The sequence below is a fragment of the Ideonella lacteola genome (assembly GCF_038066555.1).
Taxonomy (GTDB): Bacteria; Pseudomonadota; Gammaproteobacteria; order Burkholderiales; family Burkholderiaceae_C; genus Ideonella; species Ideonella lacteola.
The window spans coordinates 692,410-718,210 of the sequence record NZ_JBBUTG010000001.1; the positions used below are offsets into that span (position 1 = coordinate 692,410).

Genomic DNA, 25,801 nt, shown 5'->3' on the forward strand with positions numbered 1-25,801 from the left:
GGCCCCGCCCGGTCAGTAGAACCAGACGGTGCGGATGCGGTCTCCCACCACCTCATAGACCGCCACGGCCGAGACGGCGGCGTCTGACAGGCCGGTGATCTCTTCATGGTCGACCACGATGTGGCCGGAGACGATGCGCTGCACCAGCCGGGCATGCAGGTTTGGCAGGTTGAAGCGGTTCTTGGCGTAGTGGTCGCCCACCGCCTGCTTGCCAGTCAGCACGGGCTCGGGCGCCGGTGGCCGGAAGACACGGACGTCGTCGGTGTATTCGGCCAGGAATCGCTCGAGATGGCGGGCGTTGTAGGCGTCAAGCTGACGCTGAACGGGGGCTTCCGGATGGGCCATGGGCGTGCCTGCTGTGTGGGAGGGGCGATCGTAAGGGAGTGAGAGCTTGCGAGTCTCCCCCCCCGAGCCTGACTCGCACGCCCTCAGGGCGCTTCGCCCATCAGCGCGGAATCCCAATGCTCGACCGCCTTGCCGTCACGGATGCGCCACATGTCGAACCAGGTGGTGCTGTAGGCACCGGCCGGCTGCTTGGCATCGCGCACGGTGCGAGGGTAGGCCACGATCACCAGGTCGCCCTCGGCCACCACCGAGGCGATCGCCGTCTTCATCTTGTCCGGGATGGGCTGGGGCTGCACCTTCAGCACCTGGGTGAAGAAGTTCACCACGGCCGCGCGGCCGCTGGCCACGTTCGGGTTGTGCTGGATGTACTCCTCGCTCAGGTACTGGTCGGCGCGATCCCAGTGCCCGGCCTCGAGCAAGTCCCGGATGATGTGATAGGCCACCTGCTTGTTGGCATGGAGGGCGGGATCAGGGCTGGTGAACAGGGCATCGGCGTTGGCCGATGCAAGCACCGGCGCCTGGGCAAACGCGGCGGTCGAACAGGCACAGGCGAGTGCCGCGGCGGTGATGGTTGCGCGTAGGTTCATCGTGGGGGTGATTGTCTCTGGCGCGCAGGGGCAGTGCCCATCGATCCGATGGGGTCGAGCAGCGGTGGCACGCGCCTCATGAAGGCGAGGCAGACCATCGCGGTGGCGCGGAGTTCAGCGCGTGCCATCGAAACGGCGGCCAATCGACTTGGGGCATCCGCCCCGACGTTCAACGCAGGAAGCGTCCGTCCTGCGTCACCTGTACCAGCTCAACGAAGCGTGAGCCGGTGAGGCCATTGAGCGAGAAGTCGACATCCATGTTGGCCACTCGCATCTTGAGGCTGCGCAAGGTGGAGGCGAAGCGGGCCCGGGTCAGGTCTCGACCGGTGCGGCGCAGGGCTTCCAGCAGCACCAGTGCATTGATGTAGCCCTCGTAGCTGTAGTAGCCCACCGGCACCTTGGCGGCGTCGGCGGCGCGGCGGAACTCGCGCGCGGTGGGATCGGCGTCGCTCCACGGATAGGGCATCACCTGCGAAATGGCCAGCCCGCGACCCTTGTCGCCTGCCACCTTGACAGTGACTTCCCCGGCGACGATCGACATGCCGTAGTAGGTCGGGTTGAAATCCTTGGCCCAGCCGGCCTTCATCAGCTCACCGGGCAGCGCGCCGCCCAGGTACATGATCACCGCCTGCGGTGCGGCGCTGGCCAGCGCCTCGGCCGATGGCTTTACATTGGCCCCGTCGCCGGAGAGGAACACCGTGACCGAGGGCTTGAGCTGATGGGCCGACAGCGCACTCTCCACCAGCGCACTGGCTTCGCGGCCGCCCGGGTTGTCGAGCATCGCCAGGCCGATCTTGGTGACCCCGATGGTCGTCAGGTGCTGGACGAGGGCCTGGGCCTCGCGGCCCGACGAAGCCCGCACGAAATAGCCGGTGCCTTTGAGTTTCTCGCGCGCTGAATCGGCCACGGCGTAGCCGGCCATCCACGGCGCGCCTGCCTTCTGCAGCAATGGCGCGGCCGCGGCGGTGGTGGCCGAGCCCACGCAGCCGAAGAATCCGAAGACGCGCTCGGCGCTCAGCAGCTTCTCGTAGTTCGCCACCGCGCGGTCGGGCTTCAATTCATCGTCGAGAGAGACGATGCGCACGCTTCGGCCGAAGATGCCGCCCTGGTTGCGCGAGTCGGACAGCGCGAGTTCTGCGCCGGCCAGCATCGTTTTGATCTGGTTGCCCAGCGGCCCGCTGAGGATGCCGGTGTGCCCGAACACCACCTCGGAGTCGGTCACACCGGTGTCGGCGGCACGCAGGGACGGGACGAACGCGGTGATGCCGAGGGCGGCGGTGAACTGACGTCTGCGCATGGACTGCTGGGAAGAGTGGGGCCCCGTGCAGTCTGCAGAAAACGTTACCGCCCGACACGCGGGTTATCCAGGCTAATGGTTCACGCCGTGTGGCAGATGTCGCACTGCAGTCCGCGCCGTGCGGCAGACGACCGGGTCGGCGCCTATATCGCGTCTGGAGCCTTCGGTGGGCAGAGGGTGCGCTGCCTCTGCCGGCGTGGCCGGCCTACTGAGGCCGCGACATGTAGCGCACCCACCCGATGCGGCCCTCTTCGCGAACACCGTGGTCCACGAAGCCGGCCTTGGTGTAGGCCTGGCGCCCGGCGAGGTTGTCTTCATCGACCGACAGAGAGACCGCGCGCGCATCGGGCCAGTGTGTGGCCACCCAACTGGGCAAGATCCGCAGCGCGGCCGAGCCCAGACCCTTGCCCTGGCAGGCCAGATCGATGCGCAAGGCACTGACCACCGCAGCGCCCTCGCGGGCCCAGGCGGGCGCGCGGCTGCCGCGCTTGAGCACCAGGAACCCCACCACCCGCATGCCCTCAAGAATCGCGAGCCCCACCACTTCGCTGGCAGGACCGTCCTGGCAGGCCCGGACCGAGCGCTCTACCGTGCCCGCGTACTCCACCTGCTGAGCCGAGACCGACAGCGCCAACACGCCTTGCCGCTCGGCCTCGTTCAGGTCTTGCCATGGTTTCAAAGATACGGTGACCATCGAGGTGTTCAGCCTTCTGAGGCAGATGGGTTCATCTGCTCGCGCCAGTAGCGTTTTTCGAGGGTGCGCACATTGGGCACATGCTGCAACGTCAGCAGGTAGCGGGCCAGCAGTTTCAGCTCCACGTCCGTGGCGTCACCTGTGTACTCGCGCACCGTCACGAGATTGCCGTAGCTGCGGGTGTACTTCGATGGGGTGTCGTCGACGGCAATGACCGATTCCAGGGCAAAGCCCCGGCGCTTCAGCTTGCGCAGGTTCTTGATCGTGGTGTAGCCGCCATCTGTCCAGTCGCGCACTGTGGTGCAGCGCCGACTGGACCACATGAACTTCAACCCGCCCGCGGGAAGGATGCGTTCAATGATCTGTCGCGCATACAACTCGCCCGATGATGTCCAGACGGCGAGGTCGAACGCCGGGGTGACGGCGTCGATGAATGCCTCCAGGTGTGGCCTGCGATACACCCAGTACGGGCCGACGCGAAAGTCTTCGGTCCGGTTGAGCGGCTCTTCGCTGGCGTGGATCAGCGTCTCATCGAGGTCCAGCACCAGAAGCTTGCGCGCCGGGGGTAGCGTCGTCATGGGATGTGTTCGGCGTCTGCGGGCGGCGCGACCCAGCTGTGCATGCGTTCTTCGTAGACCGAGACGGTGGGCGGTGGAAAGCCGGGGTCGGCGAAGGCGCCCACGGGGATCGCGATGAACGCTTCCAGCCCTTCCGGCTCGTAGTAGACGGTCGAGCCGCACTGCGGGCAGAAGTGGAATCGGATCCGTGACCCCTCGTCTCCCACCCGGGTGTAGACGGTGGAGGCGCCCGACGTGGCGACCCGCTCGCGCGCAAACCTGGCCTGCTGGCCGAACACGCTGCCGGTGCGGCGTTGGCAGGCCAGGCAATGGCAGATGGACACCCGAACCGGATCGCCCTCGACCCGGGCGGTGAGTTGCCCACAACTGCAGGCGGCGAGACGGGTGGTCATGGTGAGGCGTCTTCTAAGGTTGGAGTGGGGGCAGGCAGTCGGTGACGGCCGTATCGCGGCATTCTGCGACGGGCTGGCTTGCCGGCTGGCTGGGGTGAGAGGTCAGTGGCTGCCTTGTCGCCATGCCTATCAGCTTCTGGATGAACCGGCCCAGGTGAGGGTCGGCGCGATTCAGCGGCACGTCGCTGAAGGCAAACCAGCGGGCCTCGAAAAACTCGCTGCAATCGAACACGATCGGGGACTGACGATCCGCGTGAACCACGTACCAGAGCGAAACGTCCACGTGCCCGGCCGTCAGTCCCACCGTAGGGGTACAGGTCACCATCAGCGGGGGCTCCACCGGGTGATGGCAGCGCAAGCCGAGTTCTTCCAGCAGCTCCCGAACGACCGTCGCCCGTGGGTGCTCGCCCGGCTCCACGTGCCCACCCGCTGGCAGCCACAACTGGGCATTCAGGTGATCGACCAGCAGGATGTGCGGGCCGTCGACCACGGCGAAGTACGACACCAGGTGCCGGGGTGGTGTGGCAGGTTTGGCGAGGCGGAACAGCTCTGCGCCTGAGGCCACCCATCCCAGCGTGTCTGCCAGGTGCTCGCGCTCCAGCTCGTCGAGCGGCGTGATGCACCGCAACTCGGCGTGGATGGCGGCGCGAAGGGAATGGGACACGGGACGGAATTCCAAAACGAGGGCTGTGGCGCGTGCCTCGCCAACAAGATCGCCTGCCGAGGGGCAGGCGACGAGCGGAAAGCGAGGCGCCCCAGTTTCGAATGAAGCAGAGGGGGCACCTCCGAAGCCGCCGTCACAGGATAGCAAAGGAACCCGTGAGTTCCGCGGGGTAGCCGGCCTGCGTCGGCCGGTGGGCGCCGTTCAGGTGACCCCTGATCCCGATCAGCCGGCGGTCGCGCGGCGAACGAGTTCTCCGGCGTTGCCGTCGTGGCGGAAACCCAGGCGCTCGGCCTCGGGGGTGAGCAAGGGTGGGTAGGAGGCGAACAGGCGTTGCACGTGTTCGTCCGGCTCGAAGCGCACAAGGGCGGCGCGGTCGGGGCCATGGGCGCGGGCCAGCGCGTCGATGACCTCTTGCATCGACAGGTGGAGCGCGGGCAGTTGCACGACCTTGCTGGGGGCGAGCGCGGCGGCATCGGCGCAGGCCGCATGCAGCAGGTTGTCAACGCAGCAGCCGACCGACATCCACCAGGCCATGCCCTGCGCGCTCACCGGCAGCACCAGGGGCACGCCGTCGCGCAGGGCCCAGAACAGGCGGCTCATGAACGCCGAGATGAGGCCGGCGCCGTCTCCCGGGCGGGCCACGATGCCGGGCAACCGCAACGAGCAGCCTGCCACGTCGCCACGACGGGTCGCATCGGCCACGAGCACTTCGGCCGCCAGCTTGTGGGCCCCGTAGCTCAGCGATGGTCGGGGCGGTGTGGATTCGTCCACAGCGCAGGGCAGCGGATCACCGTACACCGCGACCGTGCTCGCGAACACGAGTCGGGGCCGGTCGCCCGCCGCGGCGAGCAGGTCCAACAGGCGGGCGGTGGCATCCAGGTTCACGCGGCGCGCCTGCACGGGGGCCCGCTCAGCGGCGCCGCCCGGCATGCTGGCGAGGTGGAACACCACCTCGGCCGCCTCGGCCAGCGCTTGCTCCAGCACACCCGGTTCGGCGACCGAGCCGGGCACGGGCCGCAAACGTTCATCGGTCGGCAGCCCCTGCAGTGACAGATCGCATGCCGTGAGCCGCGTGACTGGTTGGCCACCCAGGCCACTGGCGAGCAGCCGCTGAACAAGCGCGCGGCCGATGAACCCGCCCGCGCCGGTAACCAGCACGCGCATCAGCGGGCCCCCTCAGCGAGCTTCACCACCCGCTGGTCGATGACGCCGAACGGCCCGTCACGCCCGTCGTCGAAGCGGGCCTGCATGCGCACCCGATCGCCAAAGCGCATGAAGCCGGTGCGGATGTCGCCTTGGTCGATCTTCTCGATCACCCGGCGCTCCGCGATGCAGGCCGAGCCCGCACTTCGCGCCACGTTGGAGACGGTGCCCGAGCCGACGATGCAGCCGGGGGTGAGGCGGCGGGTGCGCGCGGCGTGGGCCACCAGTTCACCGAAGGAGAAATTCATCTCGCCACCGTGAGGTTCGCCGAAACGCTCGCCGTTCCACTGCACCTGCAGCTTCAGCTGGACGCGGCCGTCGCGCCACGCATCGCCCAGCTCATCCGGCGTGACGGCGATCGGCGCGAACGCTGTCGACGGTTTGGCTTGCAGGAAGCCGAACCCGGTCTTCATCTCGTGCGGGCCCAGTGCGCGCAGGCTCCAGTCGTTGATCTGGACGATGAGTCGAACCGCGCCCAAGGCTTCGTCCGGCGTGGCGGCCATGCGAACCGGCCCGCAGATCACGCCGAACTCGCCTTCGAAATCGATGCCGTCGGCCTCGCTGGGCAACGGCACCTCGTCGTGGGGGCCGAGGAAATCGTCGCTGGCGCCCTGGTACATCACCGGCACGGTGTCGAAATCGGGAATGGGGGGCGTGTTGAAGGCGCGCTCCATCAGCCGGCCATGGTTCAAGAAGGCCGAGGCGTCCAGCCATTGCGGGCTGCGTGGCAGCGGCGCTGCGCAGGCCCGGGGGTCGAACGCGAACGCGCCATCCATCGGGCCGGCGTCGAGCGCCGACTGCACGTCTTCGAGAGGCTGGCGCACGGCATCCCAGCGCTGCAGTGCGTCGATCAGGTGGGGGGCGATGCGGGGCACGGCGACGGCGCGGGTGCCGTCGCGCGAGACGACGACGAGGCGCCCGTCCAGCGAACCGTCTTTGAGCGTGGCGAATCTCATCGTGGCAACTCGGATGCGGTGGTGCTGACGTGGGGGGTGGCGGCGCGGCGGGCCAGCGCCTCCGCCGTCGAGGGGGCGTAGCGGCCGTCCACCAGAACGAACAGCATGCGGCAGGGGCGGCCCGAGCGGTTGGCCCAGGCGTGGTTGGTGCCGCGCTGCACCACCACGCTGCCCGCACCCAGTGGCACCTCGGTGTCGTCCAGCACCAGGGTCATCTCGCCCTCGATGACGACACCGTAGTCCACCGACTCGGTGCGGTGCATCAGCGGGTGGGGTGAGTCGGCCTTCACCGTGGAGGCGCCCACGTCGCCAATCTGGCCGAAGGCTTCCTTCATGCGCCCGGCGCCGTGGGCGAGGAAATCGGCCGTGTCGGGCGGAATGTCGACGAAGCGCAGGCGGGTGCCGCAAGAAGGGGGCGGCAGCGTCAGCGGGCCGAGCGTCGGGTCGGCGCCGTTGTCGACGGCGGTGGGGGCGCCGGCGGTGCTCCACACCTCATGGAAGATGGTTCCGGGGATCGCCTGCAGCTCGACGACCGTGGGCAACGGCCCGTCGCTGACGACGATGGCGCGGCCGTCCGGCGCGTGGCCGGTGACGACGCGGTGGATGCGGGGGAACTGAGTCAAAGGGTTCACTCCTCGAAGATCGCGACCGCGCGTGTCCAGCCTGCGCTGGCACCGCGGATCTTGTGTGGGAAGCAACTGATCGTGAAGCCGTGCGGCGGGAGCGCTTCCAGGTTGTGCAGCTTCTCCAGGTGGCAGTAGCCGATGTCGCGCCCCGCCTTGTGGCCCTCCCAGATCAGGGCCTTGTTGCCGGTCTCGGCCACCCGCTTGGCGGTGTAGCTGAAGGGGGCGTCCCAGCTCCACGCGTCCGTGCCGGTGAGGCGCACACCACGCTCCAGCAGGTACATCGTGGCCTCGTAGCCCATGCCGCATCCGGCACCGAGGTAGTCCGGGTGGCCATAGCGCGAGCCGGCCCGGGTGTTGACCACCACGATGTCCAGCGGCTGCAGCTCGTGGCCAACGCGCGCCAGCTCGGCCTGCACATCCGCCGCGGTGGCCACGTGGCCGTCGGGCAGGTGGCGAAAGTCCAGCTTCACGCCGGGCTGGAAGCACCACTCCAGCGGCACCTCGTCGATGGTGATCGAGGGCCGGCTCCCGCCTGCTTTCGCATCTTGGGTGGAGTGGAAGTGCCACGGCGCATCGAGGTGCGTGCCGTTGTGGGTGGTGAGGGTCACCCACTCGGCCGCGGCGGCCTCGCCATCGGGGTAGTCCTCCGGGCGGGTGCCGGGCAGCATCGCCATGAACTCGTGCAGCGTATCGGCGTGCTTCTGGTAGGTGATCTTCGGCGCCAGCGGCGGCGGATCGGACAACACGTCGTTCTCGAGGTAGATCGAGAGATCGACGAAGCGACGCCTCGTTCGAGCGGAGCGGGCGATGCCGCTGGGGTGGATGGGGAGGGTGGGGGTGTTCATGCCAGCACCTGTTCAGGCAAGGTGGCGGGTGTCACGGGTGGGATGCGCGAGAAACACAGCACCGCCAATGCCCCGATGGCGAGGGCGGCGAGGCCCAGGCTGCCATAGCCGAAGGCCTTGACCAGGGTGCCGCCAAAGATCGGGCCGATGGCAGCCCCGGTCATCAACATCGCCGGTGTGGCGGCCATCGAGCGGCCGCTGGTGTCCATCCGGGCCAGCAGACCGAACGCGAAGGTGTGGGTGAAGATCATCACCGCGGCGAACACCGACGCCGCCGCGGCATACGGGGCGAACTGCGTGGCGTTCATGATCACCACCACCAGCAGGGCCTGCACCACCGGGCCGGTGAGCAGCACGCGGCGCGCTGGCCAGCGTCGCTCCAACAGCGCCGCCAAGGGGGCGGGGAAGAGATCGACGATGCCGAGCGCGATCAACACCCCGGTCACGGCGGCCATGCCGAAGTCGCGATCGCTGCCCACCCGCTCTAGAAAGCTGAAGGTCATCGACTGCACCAGGCCCATCGCCGCGATGCCGGCGATGCCGAACCACACCGCTCGGGGCAGAGGCTGCGGGGGTGGCAGCGGCGAGGGTGTATCGGCCGTGCGGCCTGCCGCCTCAGCCTCCGGGAACGCCAGCGCGCACGCCACGGCGGCGAACGCCATCACCGAGGCGAACACCAGAAACAGCGCCGGTCCGCCGGCCTCGGCCACCAGAGCCGGCGTGGCGCCCAGGAAGGCGATGGCGAACACGCCCAGCGCGGTGCCGACGAGCGCGAACTGCCGATGCGGATTGGCGCTGCGGGCGATCGTGCCGTGGGTGACGCTGAGTGCCGCACCGGTGGCCACGCCGGCCACGGCGTGCAGCAGCGCCATCGTCGAGAAGGTATCGGTCGACGACAGGCCCCAGAAGGCGAGCGCCGAGGCGGTGAACCCGGCCGTGCTCACGGTGCGCGAGGGCAGGCGGCTGAAGCGCGGTGCCAGCGTGGCACTGGCCAGCACCGCGCCAGCGAGGAACAGCGTGGCCAGCAGACCCGCCTGTTGCGGGTCCAGCCCGTAGCGTGAGATCAGCGTGCCCACCCAGACGGGCAGTGCCACGAGATCGACCATGCCGGCGCAGTGCGCGGCCATCAAGGCCAGGCGGCCCGGCAGTGATTCGGTGCGTGTCATGTCGCGCCCCTCAGATCGGCTGAGCCAGGGCCATCAGCGACTCGCGCATCAGCCGGGCGTGTTCGTCCATGTCGCCATGGGCCATCTCGATCTCGCCGAGGCGCCCCGAGTTCTCGACCACCATGCGGCAGCGCTCCCAGCGACGCTCTTCGAAGGCCTGCAGGGCGGTGGGCACCTCGGCGCAGCGGGCGAGTTCGTCGGCCAGCACCAGGGCGTCCTCGATGCCGATGCAGGCTCCGCTGGCCAGGTGCGGCGTGGTGGCGTGCACCGTGTCGCCGATCAACACCACGCGGCCGCGGTGCCAGGGACGCGGCATCAGCAAACCCTCCAGCGGGCGGAAGATGATCTGCGAGTCGTCTCCGATCTGTGCGCGGATCTGCTGCAGCAAGGGCGCCGGAAACTCTGCCAGCAAGGCCCGCAACTGGGTGGCGAAGGTGGCGGGGTCGACGTGCTCGTTGTGGGGCCGGTGCTCGGTGACGAACAGGTACATGTGCGTCTTCGACACCGGGTTCACGCCGGGCTTGACGCGGCCCATCCACATCATGGCGGTGGTCACCTCGGGTGGCCGCGGCAGCACGGCGCGCCAGACCGCCTGGCCGCTGTAGCGGGGCGCCGGGGCGTGCGGGAAGAGCGCCTCGCGGGTCTTGGAGTACAGGCCGTCGGCGCCGATGACCAGGTCGTACTGCTCGCGCTGGCCGTCGTTGAACGTCACCTCCACACCCTCGGCGTGCTGCTCGATGTGGGTGAAGGTGCAGCCGAGCTTCACGCGGGTGCCGGATGCGCGGGTGGCCTCGGCCAGGATGCGGGCCAGCACCGGCCGCATGATGGCGCCGCCACCGGGCACATCTGCCCCGGCCAGGCGGGGCGTGGGCAACTCGGCCACCTGCTGCCCATGCGGCAGGTGCAGTTTGACGCCGTCGGCCGCATGGCCCTCGCGCAAGAAGGCGTCGAGGACGCCGAGCTGGCGAAATGCGCGCAGCGTGGCGCCGCCCAGGCTGATGCCGGCACCGTAGTTGCGCCAGCCCGGGTCGATCTCGACGAGATCGACGGCGGCACCGTGCCGGGTGCATTCGATCGCCGCGGCCATGCCGGAGAAGCCGCCGCCGATGATGAGGATGCGTCGTGCTGCGAGGGTCATGAAGTCGTCTCCTGGGCGAGGTGGACCTCGCCGTTGTCGTGAAGGGCCAGCGGCACAGGCGTCAAAGCCTCGCCGAGGCAGGGGCCGAGGGTGCATCGGCCGGTATCGATCTCGAATTGCGCGCCATGGGCGAAGCACACGATGCGTTCGCCGGTGGCGTCGAGGTAGGCGTGTCGGCGCCAAGCCATCGGTGTGCCGTGGTGCGGGCAGGCGTTGGCATAGGCGTGCAGCGTGGCGCCACGCCGCACCACGAACAACGTGTCGCGTCCGGTCGCGTGAGGATCGAATCCGCGCGAGTCGCCGTCGGGCACGTCATCGATATGGCACAGGCGCATGGCGATCTCAGGCGCTCAGGCCTTGGGCGGCGGGCCGGACGGTGCCCAGCGCTCGCGGTACTGGAACAAGAAGGCCTGCGAGGCATCGGCGCCCATGCCGACCTCGCGCGGCTGCCAGTGGGCGTCGTGCAGGTCCATGTCGGCGTCGTACTCGACATGGCAGCCCAGGGGCGAGTTGAAATACCAGAACCAGTTGCTGCCGAAGCGGTGGCGGCCCGGGCCCCAGAAGCTCTCGTATCCCTTCTCGACGAAGCGGGTGCCGGCCAGCAGCACCTCGGTGGGGCCGCCCAGATGGAAGGTGAAGTGCTCGACGCCTTTCATGAACGGCGGCGTCTGGATCATGAAGAGCGTGTGGTGGTCCTGGGTGCCCTCGGGACGCAGGAAGGGGCCCACACCGGTGAACCGGTCGGTGCAGACGAAGCCGATCCGCCGGTAGAACGCCTCGGCACGGTCCGCGTCGGGCACGAAATACACCACATGCGACAGCGATCTCGGCAGCGCAGCCATCTCGGCGGGCAGCCCCAGGCTGTTGGGGCCGCGTTGCGGGGCCGCGCCCGGTGCATTGACCGTCTCGGCCGGCAGCGTGATCGGGCGGCGCGTGGTCACCTGGAAGGCGAGCGCGAAGCCCATGTCGTCGACAGCGCGCAGCACGCCGTCGCGGCGGGTGACCTCGCGGTCGCGCCGCAACTCCGCCTCGATGGCATCCAGGCTCGCAGCATCGGCCACGCCGTACACCGTTTCGCGCAGTTGGCTGGCGGTGCCCATCGCCGGTGGCAGGGCGGGGTCGTCATGGGCGCGCAGCACGACGGCCGTCCCGTCGAGCGCCTCGAAGCGGCCGCCGCCGGCGTCTTTCAGGCCGTAGTCAATCAGGTACTGCCGACAGGCGGCGAGGTCGTCGACGCCGAAGACCAGGGCGTCGGGTCCGATGATGTTCATGGGGTTCCTCGTGTCAGTGGTGGGTGTTTCCGCGCAGGGTCTCGGCCACCCAGTCGGCGATGAAGTGACCGGCGTTGATGCTGTTGTCGAAGCTGGCGTGCTGGGCACCGCCCTCGCGGTCGGTGAAGATCTTCAGTTCGCGCTTGGGGCTGTTCACCAGCTGTTCGTAGGTGCGGTGGGCCCACTTCAGCGGGATCTGCGAATCGCGCTCGCCGTGCGTCACCAGGAAGGGCACACGGATCTTCTCGACCACGCCGTCCAGGTGAACGTCCTCGGCGATGCGCATGAAGTCGTCAACGTCCTTCGCGCCCCACACCCAGCACACGTGCGCCCAGTAGTGCGGAACGGGAAAGTCGCCCTCCTTCTCCAGGCGGCGCTTCTGCACGTCGCGCCAATCGTGGTTGGCACCCCAGGCCACGCCGCAGGCGAAGCGGGGCTCCATCGCGACCGCGCGCGGGCAGTAGTAGCCACCCAGTGACACGCCTTCGCAGCCGATGCGCGTGGCGTCCACCTCGGGGTGTTGCTCCAGCCAGTCGACCACGCGGCTGGCCCAATGCTCGGCATCGAAGCGGGCCGTCAGGCCTTCCAGGCGCAGCGCTTCGCCGGTGCCGGGCTGGTCCACCACCAGCGAAGACACGCCCCGCTGCGCCAACCAGGCCGGCAGGCCGACGAGGTACTTCATTTCCTTCTTCGAATCCAGCCCGTTGACCTGCACCAGCAGCGGTGCGCGCTGCCCAGGTTGCAGGCCGTCGGCCGGGCGGTACAGCGCCGAGAGATGACGGCCTTCGTAGGGAATCTCCACCCGCCGGACGGGATCACCCAGCAGCCCCTGCCCCTTCTGGAACAGCGCCAGCTCACGTCGGTACAAGGCCATGCGGCCGGGCGAGCCATGGGCCTGCAAACGCTCGGCGGTGATGAGGTAGGCGGCGGCGCGCTTGTATTTCTCGCCGGCGGACACGAGGCGACCACGGGTCGCGTCTTCTTCGGCCAGCTCGCACAGCTGGTCGGCCATGCGCACCCAGGTGTCGCGAAAGGCCTGGGTCCCCGCGGCGTCGTGTGCCTTCGCGGCCTCTTGCAGCGGCGCGCACATGGCTTCGATTTCGCCGATGCGAGCACCCATCTCGATGGCCAGATCGACCGAGAGGTTCCAGACGTAGTTGGTGGGAAAGTACTTGAACATGGGCAGGCGTGGTGCTCAGGGTTGAGGGGCGGGTTTCGAAGCGCGGGGGCCGATGCCCAGCGTTGCGAAGAAGACCGCCGTGGGTTCATCGGAGAAGTCGGGCACGAAGCGGAAGGCGTGGATGCGGCCATCGCGCACTCGAACGATGTCGCGGCCGACGATGCGGTCGACGCCGGTCTTCGTGTACAGCGCGCTGCGCACCTCCAGCTCGGCGGTGACGGTGTCGCCATCGGTGTGGCGGCGCACCGTGGTCAGCCGAGCCTTCGGGCCCACGACGGTCGCTTCGATGTAGTGCGCCAGGCAGCTGGCGTTGTCCATGTCGGGTCGGCAGCCGGCGAAGTCCGAACGCTCGACGGCCGGAGAGATCAGCGCGCGGACGGCCGGCATGTCGCCGGCGTGCACGGCCGCCACATACCGATCGAACACCGCGTCGGGCGTCAGCGTGGTGTCGGCGGCGTGTGCCGCCGGCAGGCAGGCCAGCAGGCAAAGTCGGGCGATCAGGTTCATGAGGAGTGCCTCGCTTGAAGGTGGCCTGCGAAGGCCGCCGAGTCCTCGGCGGTGCGGGCCGTTCGTTTCAGAAGGAAGTGCGCGAGAGCCGGCAGCAGCACCAGCGCGCCGAGCATGTTCCAGAGGAACATGAAGGCCAGCAGCAGCCCCATGTCCGCCTGGAACTTGATGGGGCTCAGCACCCAGGTGATCACGCCGGCTGCCAGGGTCACACCGGTCAAGAGCACCACCTTGCCGGTGAACATCAGCGCCCGGTAGTAGCTCTCGGACAGGCTCTTGCCCTCGCGCAACTGGGCCAGCACTACAGACAGGATGTACAGCGCGTAGTCCACGCCGATGCCCACGCCAAGCGCGATCACGGGCAGCGTGGCCACCTTCACCCCCATGCCAAGCGCCACCATCAGCGCCTCGGCCAGGAACGAGGTCAGCACCAGCGGCAGCACGGCGACCATCACGGCGCGCCACGAGCGGAAGGTGGCGAAGCACAGCAGCACCACCGCGCCGTAGACCAACACCAGCATCAGGCGCCAGGCGTCCTTGACGACGATGTTGGTGGCGGCCTCGATGCCGGCGGACCCGGCGGCGAGCAGGAAGTGCGTGTCGGCGGTGTCGTTGTCGCGTGCGAAGGCCTGCACGTGGTCGACCACGCGGCTGAGCGTGGCCGCCTTGTGGTCGCGCAGGTAGACATAGAGCGTGAGCAGGCTGCAGGCGTCGTTGTACAGGCCGCGGGGCGCGCCGGCCGTCACGGTGTTGAGCATGTCCTGGTTGGGCAGGAACTCATACCAGCGCGGGTTCCCCTCGTTCAGGCCGGTGAGCACGCGCCGATTCAGCAGCGCCAGCGTGTTGGTGGATTCCACGCCGTCGATCTGTCTCAGCTGCCATTCGAGCGCGTCGATCTTGTTCAGCGTCTCGTAGTTCGAGCACTGGCCCTCGGGTGTCTTCACCATCACCGCGACCACGTCGCTGGAAGCGCCGTAGGCCGCATTCATGAAGGCCACGTCCTGGTTGTAGCGGCTGTCGGCGCGAAGCTCCGGGGCGCCGGGGTCGAGGTCGCCGATCTGCAGGTGCAGGCTGGTCGAGAAGCCTGCCGCACCGAGCAGCGCGGCGATGGCGATCGCCACCGCGGCCCAGCGGCGCTGGGTGAAGCGATCGAGCCAGGCCCACAGGCGGTGCTTGCTCGCGCCGGCGGCGTCGGCCTGCTCGGCTCTGAGGCTGCGCTCGGCCGCCCGCTGGCTCACGCCGGTGTAGCTCAGCAGGATGGGCAGCAGGATCAGGTTGGTGAAGATCAACACACCCACACCGAGCGACGCGGCGATCGCCAGCTCACGGATCGCCTGGATGTCGATCACGAGCAGCACGGCGAAGCCCACCGCATCGGCCAGCAGGGCGGTGAGGCCGGCCAGGAACAGGCGCCGGAAGGTGAATCGCGCGGCCACCAGCTTGTGCATGCCGCGGCCCACGTCCTGCATGATGCCGTTCATCTTCTGTGCGCCGTGGCTCATGCCGATGGCGAACACGAGGAAGGGCACGAGGATGGAATAGGGATCGAGCGCGTAGCCCAGCGTCGGCAGCAGCCCCAACTGCCACACCACCGCCACCAGCGAGGCCAGCACGACCAAGGCCGTGGAACGCACGCAGCGGGTGTAGGCGAACACCATCGCCGTCGCGATGGCCACCGCGATCGCGAAGAAGACGAGCACGGCGCGCACCCCCTCGATCAGGTCACCGACGATCTTGGCGAAGCCGGTGATGTGCAGGGTGACGCCTTCAGCTTCGTACTGGGCGCGCAGGCTGTCGAGCCGTTGCGACAGCCGTGCGTAGTCCAGCGCGCCGCCGTCAGCGTCATGCGCCAGCAGCGGGACGAAGATGACGCTGGAGCGGGCATCTCGAGCCACCAGTTGGCCGATCTCGTTCGAGCGGGCTACGTTGGAGGCGAGTTGCTGCAGGCTGCCCGCCGATCCATCGTAGCCATCCGGGATGACTGGCCCACCCTCCAGCCCGTCTTCGGTGACGCCGACCCAGCGGGTCGATGGGGTCCACAGCGATTTCATCCGGGCGCGGTCGACTCCCGGCAGCAGGAACACCTCGTCCGACAGGCGGCGCAGCGTGTCGAGGTAGGCCGCGTCGTAGATCGTGCCGGTGGGCCGCGCCACCGCGATGCGCACGGCGTTGCCCAGGCCACTCAGATCGGCCTGATGGCGCAGGAAGTTCTGGATGAACGGGTGGCTGCCCGGAATGGTCTTTTCGAAGCTGGCGTGCAGCTGCAGCTTCGTGGCCTGCCAGCCCAGCAGCAGCGTGGCCAGCAGACACAGGGCGACCACCACGAGCCGGTGGTTGAACAACAGGCGTTCGACGGCCGAGCCCGAGTGGGTATCGAAGCCGGCCAGCGACCCGGCCGGTGCCGAACTCGTGGTGATCGTGGTGAGCGTGGTGTCGATCATCGTGCGATCACCCCTGCCATGCCCGCCACCAGCAGGCGGCCGTCCGGGCGCGAGGCCAGGGCCGCCGGCATCGGCAGCGGCTCGCCCGGTACCGGCGCCAGCGTGTCGCCCTGCAGGCGCAGCAACATGCCCGCCTGGTTGGCCAGCAGCCACCCGTCGCCGGGCATCGCCAGCATCCCGGTGACCGTGGCCGGCACGGGCGAGATCAACTGATACCACCCCGCGCCGCTGGCGTCGGCAGATCGCCAGACATTGCCGCGCAGCCCGGCCATCAGCAGCCGGCCATCGGGCAGCAACTCGCCGGCGAACCAACTGCCTTTGTAGGGCGAGGCCACGGCGTGGAAGCTGGCGCCGCCGTCGTCCGAGCGAACGATCTGACCTTGCTCGCCGGCGAGCACGAGCGTGTCGCCTTGGCGCCGGGCTACGTACCAATGCAGGCCCTTCGGGTTGGGCACGCGCGCCGACCACGACGACCAGGTGGCGCCGCCATCGGGCGAGTAGACGGCCAGGCCATACGCACCCACCGCGAGCAGGCGCTGGGCATCCCAGACCAGCACATCGAGGAAGGGTTTGTCCGGCCCGTCGGCCAGCAGGCGTTCGGCCTCCTTCTGCGCCTCGGGGGTGGTGGCCGCGGCCCGCGCCAGTTGTGCCACGCGGCGCCCATCCAGCCGCAACTGCCAGGTCTCACCCGCATCGGCGGTGGTGAGCACGGCGCCGCCATGGCCTACCGCCACGCCGCGCCGGGCATCGGCAAAGCGGACGGTGGTGAGCGTCACGCTCACGGGGCAGGGCGCTTGGCGCCAGTGCGTGCCGCCATCGTCGCTGATCACCACGATGCCGCGTTCACCCACGGCGACCCAGCGATCCCCGGCTTTCGCGATCGACAACAGCACGCTGCGTTCAGGCGCCCGCACCTGCAGGGCCGGGCGCTGCAGCGCTTCGCCGACCGGGGCGGCAGCGGCCGGCAGAGTGAGCACGACCAGGGTGGATGCGAGGGCGGCGAGCCGCCTGGAACAGGCCTTCATGCGACGCACCCCACTCAACGCACGCCTTCACCGGCGAGCGCGTCGCCGGTGAAGAAGCCATCGGGCCGACGCGGCACGGTCTTGTAGTGCACCGTTTTCTCGTTGACCACGCCGCTGGCGTACCAGGCGCCGGAGATCAGGTCGTTGAAGCCCCATTGCTGCTGCGGCGTGGTGGCGGGCAGATCGGGCATCACCACCGGGTGCGCCCACAGCGTCTTCCACAGCTGGCCGTTGGCGTCCCACCGATCGCCGAGCACGGCGACCCAGGTGTCCTCGTCGATGTAGTAGCGGCTCCTGGGCGCCTGGTGCCGCTGGCCGGGCTTGAGGGTGGCCTCGATCACCCACACCCGGTGCAGTTCCCAGCGCACGTGATCGGGGTTCAGGTGGTTGGCCAGCAGCACGTCGCTGTCCTTGGTGGGCACGTGCAGGCGGTTGCTGTTGTAGGGGATCAGCATCTCCTGCTTGCCGACGATCTTCCACTCGAAGCGATCGGTGCGGCCGGAGAGCACGTCCACCTCGTCGAAGCTGGCCACGCCGCTGGTGGCGGGCGTCGGCGTGTCGCAGCAGGCGTTGGGCAGCTTGCGCACGCGGCGTTGGCCGGTCAGGTACACCCACACCTGGGTCTTGTCCTGATCGAGGTTCTGGCGGCCGGTGATGGCCTCGCCGGCACGCACCGGCGGCCCGCTGTTGACGAGACGGATCAACCAGTAGTCGCCATTGAACTTGTCGGCCTGGCCTTCGGCGTAGTAGGGCATCTGGAAGTCGCCCAGGCCTTCGACCGACAGCACGCGCTGACCGTTCGCCGTGCCCAGGTAGCCGCGGAAGTCGCTCTGCCAGGCGTCGCCGCGCCAGTGCAACTCGTTGTTGGCGACGATCTCGCGGGCCGACTTCGGCACCGGGAACGGAATGCCGCCGAAGGCACCGCGGACGGTCTCGCCTTCCAGCCGGGCGCTGGTGGCGTTCTTGAAGGTCGCGTCGTACACCCAGGCCGGCGCGGCCGCGGTGCGGTGCGTCTTGTAGACGTCGACCCGGAACGTCTTCGGGTATTTCTTCAGCAGCGCCTGGGTGCCTTCGCTCAGCTTGGCCGCGTGGGTGGCCAGGTTGTCGGCGGTGATGGAGTAGAGCGGCTTGTCGCCAGCGAACGGGTCGCCGCGGCGGCCGCCGTTCTTGAAGCCCGCGACGGGCGTGGTGTAGCCACCGGTCCACGCGGGGATGCTGCCGTCGGCATTGCCGGCGCGCTCGGCGCCAAAGGGGGTGAGGGTGGTCTTCAGCTTCGCGGCTTCGTCGGCGGTGACGGCCGCTTGCGCGGCCGCGGCGGCCAGCGCCGAGGCGCACAGCAGCGCGCGGGTGAGGTGTCGCATGGGGGTGTCTCCGGAAGGCTTTTGTCAGAAGGTGGTGCGCAGCGAGATGGACACGAAGTCGCGGTCCTTCAGCGCCTGCTTGAACTGCGCGTTGCTCGCGTTGTCGAGCGTCGACCCCTCGGCGCCCAGGTAGTGCACGTAGGCCACGTTGGCGTACCAGTTGCCGAGGTAGACGGCGCCCAGGCCGAGGTTGAGATCGCCGCCGTGGTCGGGCCCGAAGGCCGGGCCCAGCGCCGATGAGCGACCCCAGGTGTAGCCCACGCCCACGCTCGGATTGAGGTCCAGGCCGGGCAGCACCTGGCGGTAGGCGGGCGCATAGACCATGCGCATGGCCGTGGCCGACTTGTCCGCATTCGGGTTCAGCATCGATTCGTTCTTCGTCACCGAAACGCGCTGGTTCCAGGCGATCTCGCCCAGGAAGCTGGCCTCGCTGGCGATGACACTCGGGCCCAGGCTGGCCAACCAAGAGAACTGGGCATGCGCCGTCTTGCCCACCGCGTAGCCCGGGTTGCCGCGGTTGTCGAAATCGACCCCCACACCGATGGCCGGGATCACTGCCTGGCCGGCGCTGGCCAGTGGCGTGTTGGTGCGGTAAGAAACCTCGCCGGCCAGGCTCCATTCGTCGATCGTTTTCGCGACGCTGAAGCCATAGGCCTGGATGCCCTCGTGGTAGGCCCACCGGTAGCTCGCGGCGGTGAGCGCGGGGGGGGCGCCGTCCAGCGTCGTCCAGATGTTGCTGGGGCTGTTGGCGTGGAAGCGGATGGCGTAGAAGCCGATGTCGGTGTCGATGGCATCGACACGCCACCGCAGCTGCACTCCGCCCTGGCCGCTGTCGCGGGCATCGAGGTCACCTGCGTTGACGAACACACCGGTCGGGCCGGCGTTGATGCGCTCGGCGCCCGGGCCGAGCGAATCGCTGGTGGACAGGTACGCACCGACCGGGATCAGACGTGTCTTCTCCCACTCGTAGCCGATGTAGGCACCGAGGGTGAGCGCATCAGTCAGCTGCACCTGCCCTGAGAGCTTGCCGGTCGGCCGCGCGATCTCCTTGAACTGAGCGTTCGGCACGGCCAGCAGCTTCGGCAGATCGAGCGGCGCCATGCCGCCGGCGATGCCGTTGGCACCGAAGAACAGGCTTTCGCCCCACAGCAGTGTGTGGCGGCCCAGGCGCACGCTGGCCGCATGCTCGCCGAGTTGGAACTTGCCGAAGACGAAGGCATCCAGCACTTCGGCCTCGCGGCCCATGATGCGGCGCGTTTCGTCGGGGAAATCGTTCGCAGGATCGTGGTTGGCGGTGGAGGTGCGGTTCTGGTTGCGCCGGTTGTAGACAGCGTCGTACCAGGCCGCTGCGCTGATGCGGGCACCGAACGATCCGTAGCTCGCATCCAGCTCGCTCAGCACATCAACGCGGTTCGACACCAGCCCGCGATCGAAGTTGTTGTCGCCGTCGTCCTGGTTCAGGTTGTTGGGCCCTTCGATGCCGCCCGGGCCGAAACGGGTTTCCGACAGGCCCGCCGATCGGCGATCGAGGCGTGACGCTGCGCTGTACTTGAGGGTGTTGTCCCAGCGCAGTTTGAAGTCCGGGGTGCCGGTGTCGATCTCGAAGGCGTGTGCCTGCGAGACGATGCCCACGGCCAGCGCGATGGCGCTGAGCCGCAGCAGGTGTCGGGGTGTTGTTGTCATGGTCTCCTCGTGGTGGTGTGGGCCGTCAACTCAGGCCCGCTGTTCGACGATCGGGGCCAGCTCGCGCGCCAGCGCGGCCAGGTCGGTCGATGGTTCCGGGTGCAGGTCCCAACGCGCAGCCTGGGTGCAGACGGCGTGCACCCGCGCAGCACGCGCGGCGCGCCGTTGCATGAACTGCTCGAACAACGCGTCGGGGGCCAGGCCAAGGCAAAGCAGTTGTTGCAGTACCGTGGCGTCTTCCACCGCTTGCGCGGCGGCCTGGCCGAAATGGGGGGGCAGCAGGTGCGCGCTGCTTCCAATGCGCAGCACCGTGCCTTGGTACCAGTCGCCGGCCAGCAGGCCGCTGTGCACCGGTCGTGCGACGACAGGGGCCTCGTTTCGGATGTGGGCGGCTGCGGCGGCCAGCCACGGCCCTTGCGCGCTCAGGTGGGCCCGCAGCGCCTCCGGCGTCCGCTCAGCTTGGGCTTCGCGCAGCACGGCGATGCCCGCTTCGGCGGGGCCTGTGGGCACGACCAGCGCCTTGTGCCGGCCCGGGCCGACGATCCACGTCGAGCGATCGAGCCCCTGGGGGCGGGGCAGCAGCACGTGGTCCCAGCGTTGCGTCAATGGGGCGGCCGGCGTGGCCAGAGGCAGCGCGATGCCGTCGACGCCGCGTGCGCCGGCCAGCAAGGCGAAATCGCATTGCCAAGTGCTGCCTTCTTGCGTGACGAGCCGGCAGTGGCGGGCTGCCGCATCGACGGCGGTGATCGTCGACCGCCAATGCACGCGGGCGCCCTGGGCGACGGCGGCATCGTGCAGCACACGCAACAGCGTCGCGTAGCCCATCCCGACGGCAGCAGGCCAGCGCGTGCCAGCCAACTGCGGGGTGGGCATCTCGAAGCGGGGGCGTCCTTCAGCGTCCACGACGGCGGTGCCGTAGTAGGGGAAGCCCTGTCGAACACACGGCTCGCCCAGCCCCAGCAGCACCAGATCGCGAAACAGCGCGGGCACCACGTCCAGATGCACCGGCGGTGCTGCCAGCGCCGCCTGGCAGTCGAACACGTCGGCCTGCGCGCCCGCTGAGGTCACGGCGACGGCTGCAGCGAGGCCGGCCAGGCCCGCCCCGACGATGGCGATATTCAGTGCCACGCCCAGCCCCTGAGGCAGCGTGCCGCATGGATCGAAGGCGCGAGTTCGCCCATCGCCTGGCCGAAGGCCATTCGTTGTCTCCTGTGTAGGTATGGAATCGGGTTAGCGAGAGGTTAGGGACGCCAGAGCCACATGAAAATCGACTTCGATCGACACGACGATTCGATGCCATCTAACGATCGAGGGTTAACCCCGCCTATCGGCTGCTCATGCGCTTCAACCGACTCGACCTCAACCTGCTGATCGCGCTGGACGCGCTGCTCACAGAACGCAGCATCACGCGCGCCGCCGAACGCCTGAACCTCACGCCCTCGGCCGTCAGCAGCGCGCTGTCTCGGCTGCGTGACTATTTCGAAGACGAGTTGCTGGTGCAGGTGGGCCGGAAGATGGAGCCCACGCCACGTGCCGAGGGGCTGCACGATGCCGTGCGGGATGTGCTGGTGCGCATCGACAGCGCGATCGCCATTCAGCCCGAGTTCGATCCGGCGGCCACCGACCGCACCTTTCGGATCTTCATGTCGGACTACACCCAGATGGTGTTGATGCCGCATGTGCTCGCGCTGGCCGCGGCCCAGCGCTGCACCGCCCGTTTCGAGTTGCTGCCGCAGGTGACGAACCCGCAACGCAACCTGGAACGGGGCGAGGCCGACCTGCTCATCATCCCGCGGGGGTTTCTCTCACCCGATCACCCGGACGAGGTGCTCTACGACGAGGGCTTCGACTGCGTCCTGTGGCGTCACAGCGCGCTGGCCCGCGGCGACTTCGGCTTCGACCAGTACGCGGGCGCCGCGCACGTGGTGATGCAGCCGCAGGGGGGCAGCGGCGAGTCTTTCGAGGCCTGGTTCGTCAAGCGCTACGGCATCAGCCGGCGTGTCGCGGTGACCACTTACGGCTTCGCCTCGCTGCCGGCCTTGGTGCAAGGCACTGAATACGTCGCCACGGTGCACTCTCGGCTCGCGCGTCTGTTCGCCAGGGCCTGGCCGTTGGCCTTGCGCCCGCCGCCCTTCCCGCTGGAGCACATGCAGCAGGCGATGCAGTGGCACAAGTACCGCACCCACGACCCCGGCCTGTCATGGCTGCGCGAGTTGCTGCGCCGGGCGGTGGTGAGAATGGATGCCGAGTCGCTGCCAGGGGTGGCGGGCTCGGCCCCTGGCTGAAGCGCGTCCCACGGGGGAGGGGGAGCCGCCAGCGTGCGCGCTCTGTGATGGATCTGATGATGGTGCTGACATGTTTCGATGGATCGTGACCTTTCTGTGGATGCTGCTGCTTTCCGGCTGCGGTGTGCCTCGTTCGACGGATCAATTCTTCAGCACGCCCGAAGCGCAATTCGCGCAGTCGGCGGTGCGCCAATTGGCCTCGGGAGATGTCGCGGCCGTGGAGGCATTGCTCGACGATCGCATCCGTCAGTCGCAGGTGGGTGACGAGATTCGGCGAGTGGCGGCCATGCTCCCGACCACCGAACCCACGCACGTCGAGCCGGTCGACTGGCGCTTCTTCCAGCAAGCCTCGCTGTCCGAGGGTGGGTCGTCCACACGGACGACGCGCGTCGCCATCGAGTACACCTTTGCCTCGGGCCCACCCACCGCGCCGGCCGCCCGGTGGGTGGTGGCGACGGTCACGCTGTCTGGAGAAGCTGGGGCATTCCGGATCCTGGGCCTGCATGTCGAGCCCCTGCCTGCGCCGCTGTCGGAGCTCAATGCCCTGAGCCTGAAGGACAAGGGTGCCATCCACTATGTCTTCGCGGTCCTCGCCATCGCGTCGGCGGCCCTGTGCTTGTTCGCGTTCATCCGGTGCCTGCGAACCCGGGGCCTGAAGCGGAAGTGGCTCTGGTGTCTGCTGACGCTGGTGGGCGTGTGCTCGATCTCGCTGAGCTGGGAGCAGGGCAGCGTCTCGTTCCAGCTGCTTTACGTGGGATTCCTGGGGGCGGGGCTGTCGCGGGTGGGTTGGCTGGGGCCGTGGACGATGTCGATCATGGTCCCGATCGGGGCGATCGTCTTCCTCTTGAGTGAGCGCCAGTCGACCCTGCCTGTGGAAAAGCAGGGCTAGCGTTCGGCGCGCGACCGCCCAACTCGGGGCCTTCGGTTGCAATAACTTGGCCCGCTGTGCTGCGCCACCGTGCGACTGACCTCAGGGTTCGAGCAGGGCACGCATGCGCCGGACGGCACAGTCGGGCGTCGTCAGGACCGGCAACCCGGTGGCACGCTGCACCGCTTCGGCCGCGCGCGCCAGGCTGAACTGTGCCAGGGCGATGACATCGCACGACGCGAGGTCGCGGGCCGCCTGCGCGGCCAGGCGGTCGTGCGCGAGCGCGTCATCCGCATCGAGCGCGGCCAGTGCACCGGGCGCCCACTTCGGCCGCACGGTGATGCCGGCGGGAAACTCGCGCGGCATCGATTCCAGCGTCGGCGCGAAGCTCGCCAACAGGCCGACGACACCGCCGATCGCCGCGGCCTCGTCGATCATGGCCTCGTTGGGCTTCAGGACCGGCAGCGGGTGCAGCCGTGTGCGGCAGGCCTCGATGCAGGGGCCGAACGCGGAGCAGGTGAAGAGGATGCCGTCGGCTCCGGCATCCGCGGCGTAGCGCGCCAGGGTGAGGAAACGTTCGGTCATCCGGTCGGTCAACACCCCGTCGCGGGCCAGATCGGCGGACAGGCTGTCGTCCAGCAGGTTCATCAGGCGTGCCTGGGGCCACAGCCTGGCGAAGGCTGCCTCGATCGGCGGGGGCGAATGCCGCAAGGCGTGAATGAGGGCGATCTTCATGCGAGTGCGCCGTGGCTTCCGGAGGGCTCGGCGACGGGGCATTGTCCATCCCGTTCGTCCGATCGGGCGAGTCCACGACACGCGGCGCAGATGTCGGGCCTCAGAGGCGGGAGGTGCGCGGTGTCAGCCGGCTTGCATTCAGGCAGCCGCCAGCCGAGCGTGGATGTCTTGATAGGCCCGTTGAATGAGGCTGTCGACGGCGTGGTCGTCCACAGGGTGTCCAGGGCGTAGCTTCACGTGGCGCATGAACTTGCCGGTGCCTTCAAGCAGGCCGGACGGGTCAGCGAGATCGGCGCCATGGAAGAAGCCCAGGTTCACATGCGCGGAGAACGCGTTGACGTACGCGAACGCTGCCTGCCCGACGCAGGCGGTGGGGTGCCCATCGTGCAGCACCTCGCGCACGTCGGGGCCGCAGTGGCGCAGCACGGTGAACCAGCGCGACGCCATCGCCGCCAGCTCGGGGCGTTGTCGCTGCAGCCAGGCGTCGATCTCCGGGTGCGGGCCGGGGTGCGGTGTCGAGCAGGAAGAGTCGGTTCATGGGCGGCGGGTCGCAAGGTGGCTGGAGGCGGGCGGGGGGGCCGTTCTCACGCGATTCTTCAGTCTGGCGCCAGCGTCTGTCGAGCCCCAAGCCACCTGGGGCCGCCTGGGGTCACCTGGGGCCACCCGGGTGGCCCACGGAGCACCGCTTGCCTGGTCGACAGCGACACGAAACGCCCGCACCGGGACGCTGGGCCACTTTTGCGAGACGCCAAGTCACCCGTGGCTGAGGACGGATTTCTACAGTGATGGACATGCCGCAACACACCGCGGTGCCCACCCTGAAAGGTCTCATCATGTCCCGCCTGTCGATCCCCGCCGTCTCCGATGCTCCCGCTGCGTCCAAGCCCCTGCTGGAGGCTGTGCACCAGAAGCTCGGTGTCGTTCCGAACCTGATGAAGCTGTTGGGCCAATCGCCCGCGGCCTTGGAGGGCTACCTTTCGCTGAGCGGTGCGCTCGACAAGGGCACGCTCGATGTCAAGCTGCGCGAATCGCTGGCCCTGGCCGTGGCCGAGTTCAACGGCTGTGATTACTGCCTGGCCGCGCACAGCTACATCGGCAAGAACCTGGTCAAGCTCACCGACGACGAGATCGCGCAGGCCCGCGATGCGCGCGCCCTGGATGTGCGCCGCGCTGCTGCCTTGCGTTTCGCCCAGCGCGTGGCCAGTGAGCGCGGCCGTGTGCAAGACAGCGACATCGCCGCCCTTCGCAGTGCCGGCTTCAACGACGCCGAGACGATCGAGATCGTGCTGCACGTGGCCCTGAACGTGCTGACGAACTACGTCAACAACGTGGCGCGCACCGATGTCGACTTTCCCCGCGTCAGCTCGCACACGCCGGCTTGAACGACCCTGTTGCCTGACAACTCTTGACACCTCTCACCAGCACACTGCCATGAACACCCGCACCCTGCGCACCGGCCTCTTCGCGCTGACGACCACCTTCGCACTTCTGGCCGCCGTCGTCCCGCTGGCCAGCCACGCCTACGACGAAAACTCTTCGGCCGCCGTCAACGTGGACACCAAAGGCATCGGCCTGAAGGGCTACGACCCGGTGGCCTACTTCACCCTCGGCGCCCCGACAGCGGGCCAGTCCGAGTTCAGCGCCCAGCATGGCGGCGTGACCTACCTGTTCGCCAGTGCCGCCCACCGTGATGCGTTCAAGGCCGCGCCGGCGAAGTACGAGCCGCAGTACGGTGGCTTCTGCGCCATGGGTGTGGCGTTGGACAAGAAGCTCGACGGCGACCCGACCGCATGGACGATCTTCGACGGCAAGCTCTATCTGAACGTGAACAAGGACGTCCAGAAGAAGTACCTCGAGGACGTGGCCGGCAACAACCGAAAGGCAGATGCGAACTGGCCGCAGATTCGCCACAAGACGCCCAAGTCCCTGGGCTGACGAGGCCCCACGGGGCGCG

The 25,801-nt window shown here is 68.6% G+C and carries 28 protein-coding genes; 4 read left to right on the forward strand and 24 right to left on the reverse strand.

The features are described 5' to 3' along the window. Positions 1-12 precede the first annotated feature (12 nt). The 22 genes from AACH06_RS02985 to AACH06_RS03090 all read right to left on the reverse strand — a co-directional run bounded on the left by AACH06_RS02985 (position 13) and on the right by AACH06_RS03090 (position 21,087). On the reverse strand, positions 13-345 hold the full coding sequence (locus AACH06_RS02985; RefSeq protein WP_341424108.1) for a nuclear transport factor 2 family protein: 333 nt from the start codon (positions 343-345) through the stop codon (positions 13-15). Between the two features lie 83 nt (positions 346-428). Next, positions 429-932, reverse strand: a complete 504-nt coding sequence (locus tag AACH06_RS02990) for a nuclear transport factor 2 family protein (protein WP_341424109.1) — start codon at positions 930-932, stop codon at positions 429-431. Between the two features lie 169 nt (positions 933-1,101). Continuing rightward, on the reverse strand, positions 1,102-2,229 hold the full coding sequence (locus tag AACH06_RS02995) for an ABC transporter substrate-binding protein (RefSeq protein ID WP_341424111.1): 1,128 nt from the start codon (positions 2,227-2,229) through the stop codon (positions 1,102-1,104). Between the two features lie 205 nt (positions 2,230-2,434). Then, positions 2,435-2,923 carry a GNAT family N-acetyltransferase gene (locus tag AACH06_RS03000; protein ID WP_341424112.1) on the reverse strand — a complete coding sequence of 163 codons (489 nt, stop codon included), beginning with the start codon at positions 2,921-2,923 and terminating at the stop codon, positions 2,435-2,437. A gap of 8 nt (positions 2,924-2,931) precedes the next feature. Continuing rightward, positions 2,932-3,501: an NIF family HAD-type phosphatase gene (locus tag AACH06_RS03005; protein ID WP_341424113.1), complete on the reverse strand. Its 570-nt coding sequence runs from the start codon at positions 3,499-3,501 to the stop codon at positions 2,932-2,934. Continuing rightward, on the reverse strand, positions 3,498-3,893 hold the full coding sequence (locus AACH06_RS03010; protein ID WP_341424114.1) for a GFA family protein: 396 nt from the start codon (positions 3,891-3,893) through the stop codon (positions 3,498-3,500). The genes AACH06_RS03005 and AACH06_RS03010 overlap by 4 nt, the downstream gene beginning before the upstream one ends. Before the next feature lie 13 nt (positions 3,894-3,906). Then, complete coding sequence (locus tag AACH06_RS03015; protein WP_341424115.1) at positions 3,907-4,557, reverse strand: NUDIX domain-containing protein; 651 nt, start codon at positions 4,555-4,557, stop codon at positions 3,907-3,909. A gap of 222 nt (positions 4,558-4,779) precedes the next feature. Continuing rightward, the gene (locus tag AACH06_RS03020; protein WP_341424116.1) at positions 4,780-5,721 is read right to left on the reverse strand and encodes an NAD-dependent epimerase/dehydratase family protein; all 942 of its coding nucleotides are present in this window, start codon (positions 5,719-5,721) and stop codon (positions 4,780-4,782) included. Further along, positions 5,721-6,716, reverse strand: coding sequence for a fumarylacetoacetate hydrolase family protein (locus AACH06_RS03025; RefSeq protein WP_341424117.1), 996 nt, complete (start codon positions 6,714-6,716; stop codon positions 5,721-5,723). The genes AACH06_RS03020 and AACH06_RS03025 overlap by 1 nt, the downstream gene beginning before the upstream one ends. Continuing rightward, positions 6,713-7,339, reverse strand: a complete 627-nt coding sequence (locus AACH06_RS03030; protein WP_341424118.1) for a cupin domain-containing protein — start codon at positions 7,337-7,339, stop codon at positions 6,713-6,715. The genes AACH06_RS03025 and AACH06_RS03030 overlap by 4 nt, the downstream gene beginning before the upstream one ends. 5 nt (positions 7,340-7,344) lie before the next feature. Then, a complete protein-coding gene (locus tag AACH06_RS03035) occupies positions 7,345-8,187 on the reverse strand; it encodes a cyclase family protein (RefSeq protein ID WP_341424119.1) in 843 nt (280 codons plus the stop codon). Beyond that, on the reverse strand, positions 8,184-9,353 hold the full coding sequence (locus AACH06_RS03040; RefSeq protein WP_341424120.1) for an MFS transporter: 1,170 nt from the start codon (positions 9,351-9,353) through the stop codon (positions 8,184-8,186). Before AACH06_RS03040 ends, AACH06_RS03035 begins: the two co-directional genes overlap by 4 nt. A gap of 10 nt (positions 9,354-9,363) precedes the next feature. After that, on the reverse strand, positions 9,364-10,491 hold the full coding sequence (locus AACH06_RS03045) for an FAD-dependent oxidoreductase (RefSeq protein ID WP_341424121.1): 1,128 nt from the start codon (positions 10,489-10,491) through the stop codon (positions 9,364-9,366). Then, positions 10,488-10,826 carry a Rieske (2Fe-2S) protein gene (locus AACH06_RS03050; RefSeq protein WP_341424122.1) on the reverse strand — a complete coding sequence of 113 codons (339 nt, stop codon included), beginning with the start codon at positions 10,824-10,826 and terminating at the stop codon, positions 10,488-10,490. The genes AACH06_RS03045 and AACH06_RS03050 overlap by 4 nt, the downstream gene beginning before the upstream one ends. 15 nt (positions 10,827-10,841) lie before the next feature. Then, positions 10,842-11,762, reverse strand: a complete 921-nt coding sequence (locus tag AACH06_RS03055) for a VOC family protein (protein ID WP_341424123.1) — start codon at positions 11,760-11,762, stop codon at positions 10,842-10,844. 13 nt (positions 11,763-11,775) lie between these two features. Further along, positions 11,776-12,942, reverse strand: a complete 1,167-nt coding sequence (locus AACH06_RS03060; protein WP_341424124.1) for an alpha/beta hydrolase family protein — start codon at positions 12,940-12,942, stop codon at positions 11,776-11,778. 15 nt (positions 12,943-12,957) lie between these two features. After that, complete coding sequence (locus tag AACH06_RS03065; RefSeq protein WP_341424125.1) at positions 12,958-13,449, reverse strand: nuclear transport factor 2 family protein; 492 nt, start codon at positions 13,447-13,449, stop codon at positions 12,958-12,960. Beyond that, positions 13,446-15,890: an efflux RND transporter permease subunit gene (locus AACH06_RS03070; RefSeq protein WP_341424126.1), complete on the reverse strand. Its 2,445-nt coding sequence runs from the start codon at positions 15,888-15,890 to the stop codon at positions 13,446-13,448. Before AACH06_RS03070 ends, AACH06_RS03065 begins: the two co-directional genes overlap by 4 nt. Then, entirely contained in the window at positions 15,887-16,915 is a 1,029-nt protein-coding gene (locus AACH06_RS03075) for a WD40/YVTN/BNR-like repeat-containing protein (RefSeq protein WP_341424127.1), read from the reverse strand. Before AACH06_RS03075 ends, AACH06_RS03070 begins: the two co-directional genes overlap by 4 nt. Before the next feature lie 14 nt (positions 16,916-16,929). Continuing rightward, a complete protein-coding gene (locus AACH06_RS03080; protein ID WP_341424128.1) occupies positions 16,930-18,276 on the reverse strand; it encodes a DUF1329 domain-containing protein in 1,347 nt (448 codons plus the stop codon). Positions 18,277-18,300: 24 nt separating this feature from the next. Beyond that, complete coding sequence (locus tag AACH06_RS03085) at positions 18,301-19,959, reverse strand: DUF1302 domain-containing protein (RefSeq protein ID WP_341424129.1); 1,659 nt, start codon at positions 19,957-19,959, stop codon at positions 18,301-18,303. A gap of 30 nt (positions 19,960-19,989) precedes the next feature. Then, entirely contained in the window at positions 19,990-21,087 is a 1,098-nt protein-coding gene (locus AACH06_RS03090) for an FAD-dependent monooxygenase (protein ID WP_341424130.1), read from the reverse strand. Between the two features lie 209 nt (positions 21,088-21,296). Between AACH06_RS03090 and AACH06_RS03095 the strand changes: the two genes are divergently transcribed. Both AACH06_RS03095 and AACH06_RS03100 read left to right on the forward strand, forming a co-directional pair. Then, positions 21,297-22,244: a LysR family transcriptional regulator gene (locus tag AACH06_RS03095; RefSeq protein WP_341424131.1), complete on the forward strand. Its 948-nt coding sequence runs from the start codon at positions 21,297-21,299 to the stop codon at positions 22,242-22,244. Positions 22,245-22,314: 70 nt separating this feature from the next. Further along, positions 22,315-23,133, forward strand: a complete 819-nt coding sequence (locus AACH06_RS03100; protein ID WP_341424132.1) for a hypothetical protein — start codon at positions 22,315-22,317, stop codon at positions 23,131-23,133. Between the two features lie 81 nt (positions 23,134-23,214). On the opposite strand, the gene AACH06_RS03105 is transcribed toward AACH06_RS03100, so the two are convergent. After that, complete coding sequence (locus AACH06_RS03105; RefSeq protein WP_341424133.1) at positions 23,215-23,847, reverse strand: aspartate/glutamate racemase family protein; 633 nt, start codon at positions 23,845-23,847, stop codon at positions 23,215-23,217. Positions 23,848-23,985: 138 nt separating this feature from the next. Continuing rightward, the gene (locus AACH06_RS03110; protein ID WP_341424134.1) at positions 23,986-24,294 is read right to left on the reverse strand and encodes a DUF1801 domain-containing protein; all 309 of its coding nucleotides are present in this window, start codon (positions 24,292-24,294) and stop codon (positions 23,986-23,988) included. 344 nt (positions 24,295-24,638) lie between these two features. On the opposite strand from AACH06_RS03110, the gene AACH06_RS03115 reads away from it, so the two are divergent. Continuing rightward, on the forward strand, positions 24,639-25,229 hold the full coding sequence (locus AACH06_RS03115) for a carboxymuconolactone decarboxylase family protein (protein WP_341424135.1): 591 nt from the start codon (positions 24,639-24,641) through the stop codon (positions 25,227-25,229). Between the two features lie 49 nt (positions 25,230-25,278). Beyond that, the gene (locus tag AACH06_RS03120; RefSeq protein ID WP_341424136.1) at positions 25,279-25,782 is read left to right on the forward strand and encodes a YHS domain-containing (seleno)protein; all 504 of its coding nucleotides are present in this window, start codon (positions 25,279-25,281) and stop codon (positions 25,780-25,782) included. Positions 25,783-25,801 lie beyond the last annotated feature (19 nt).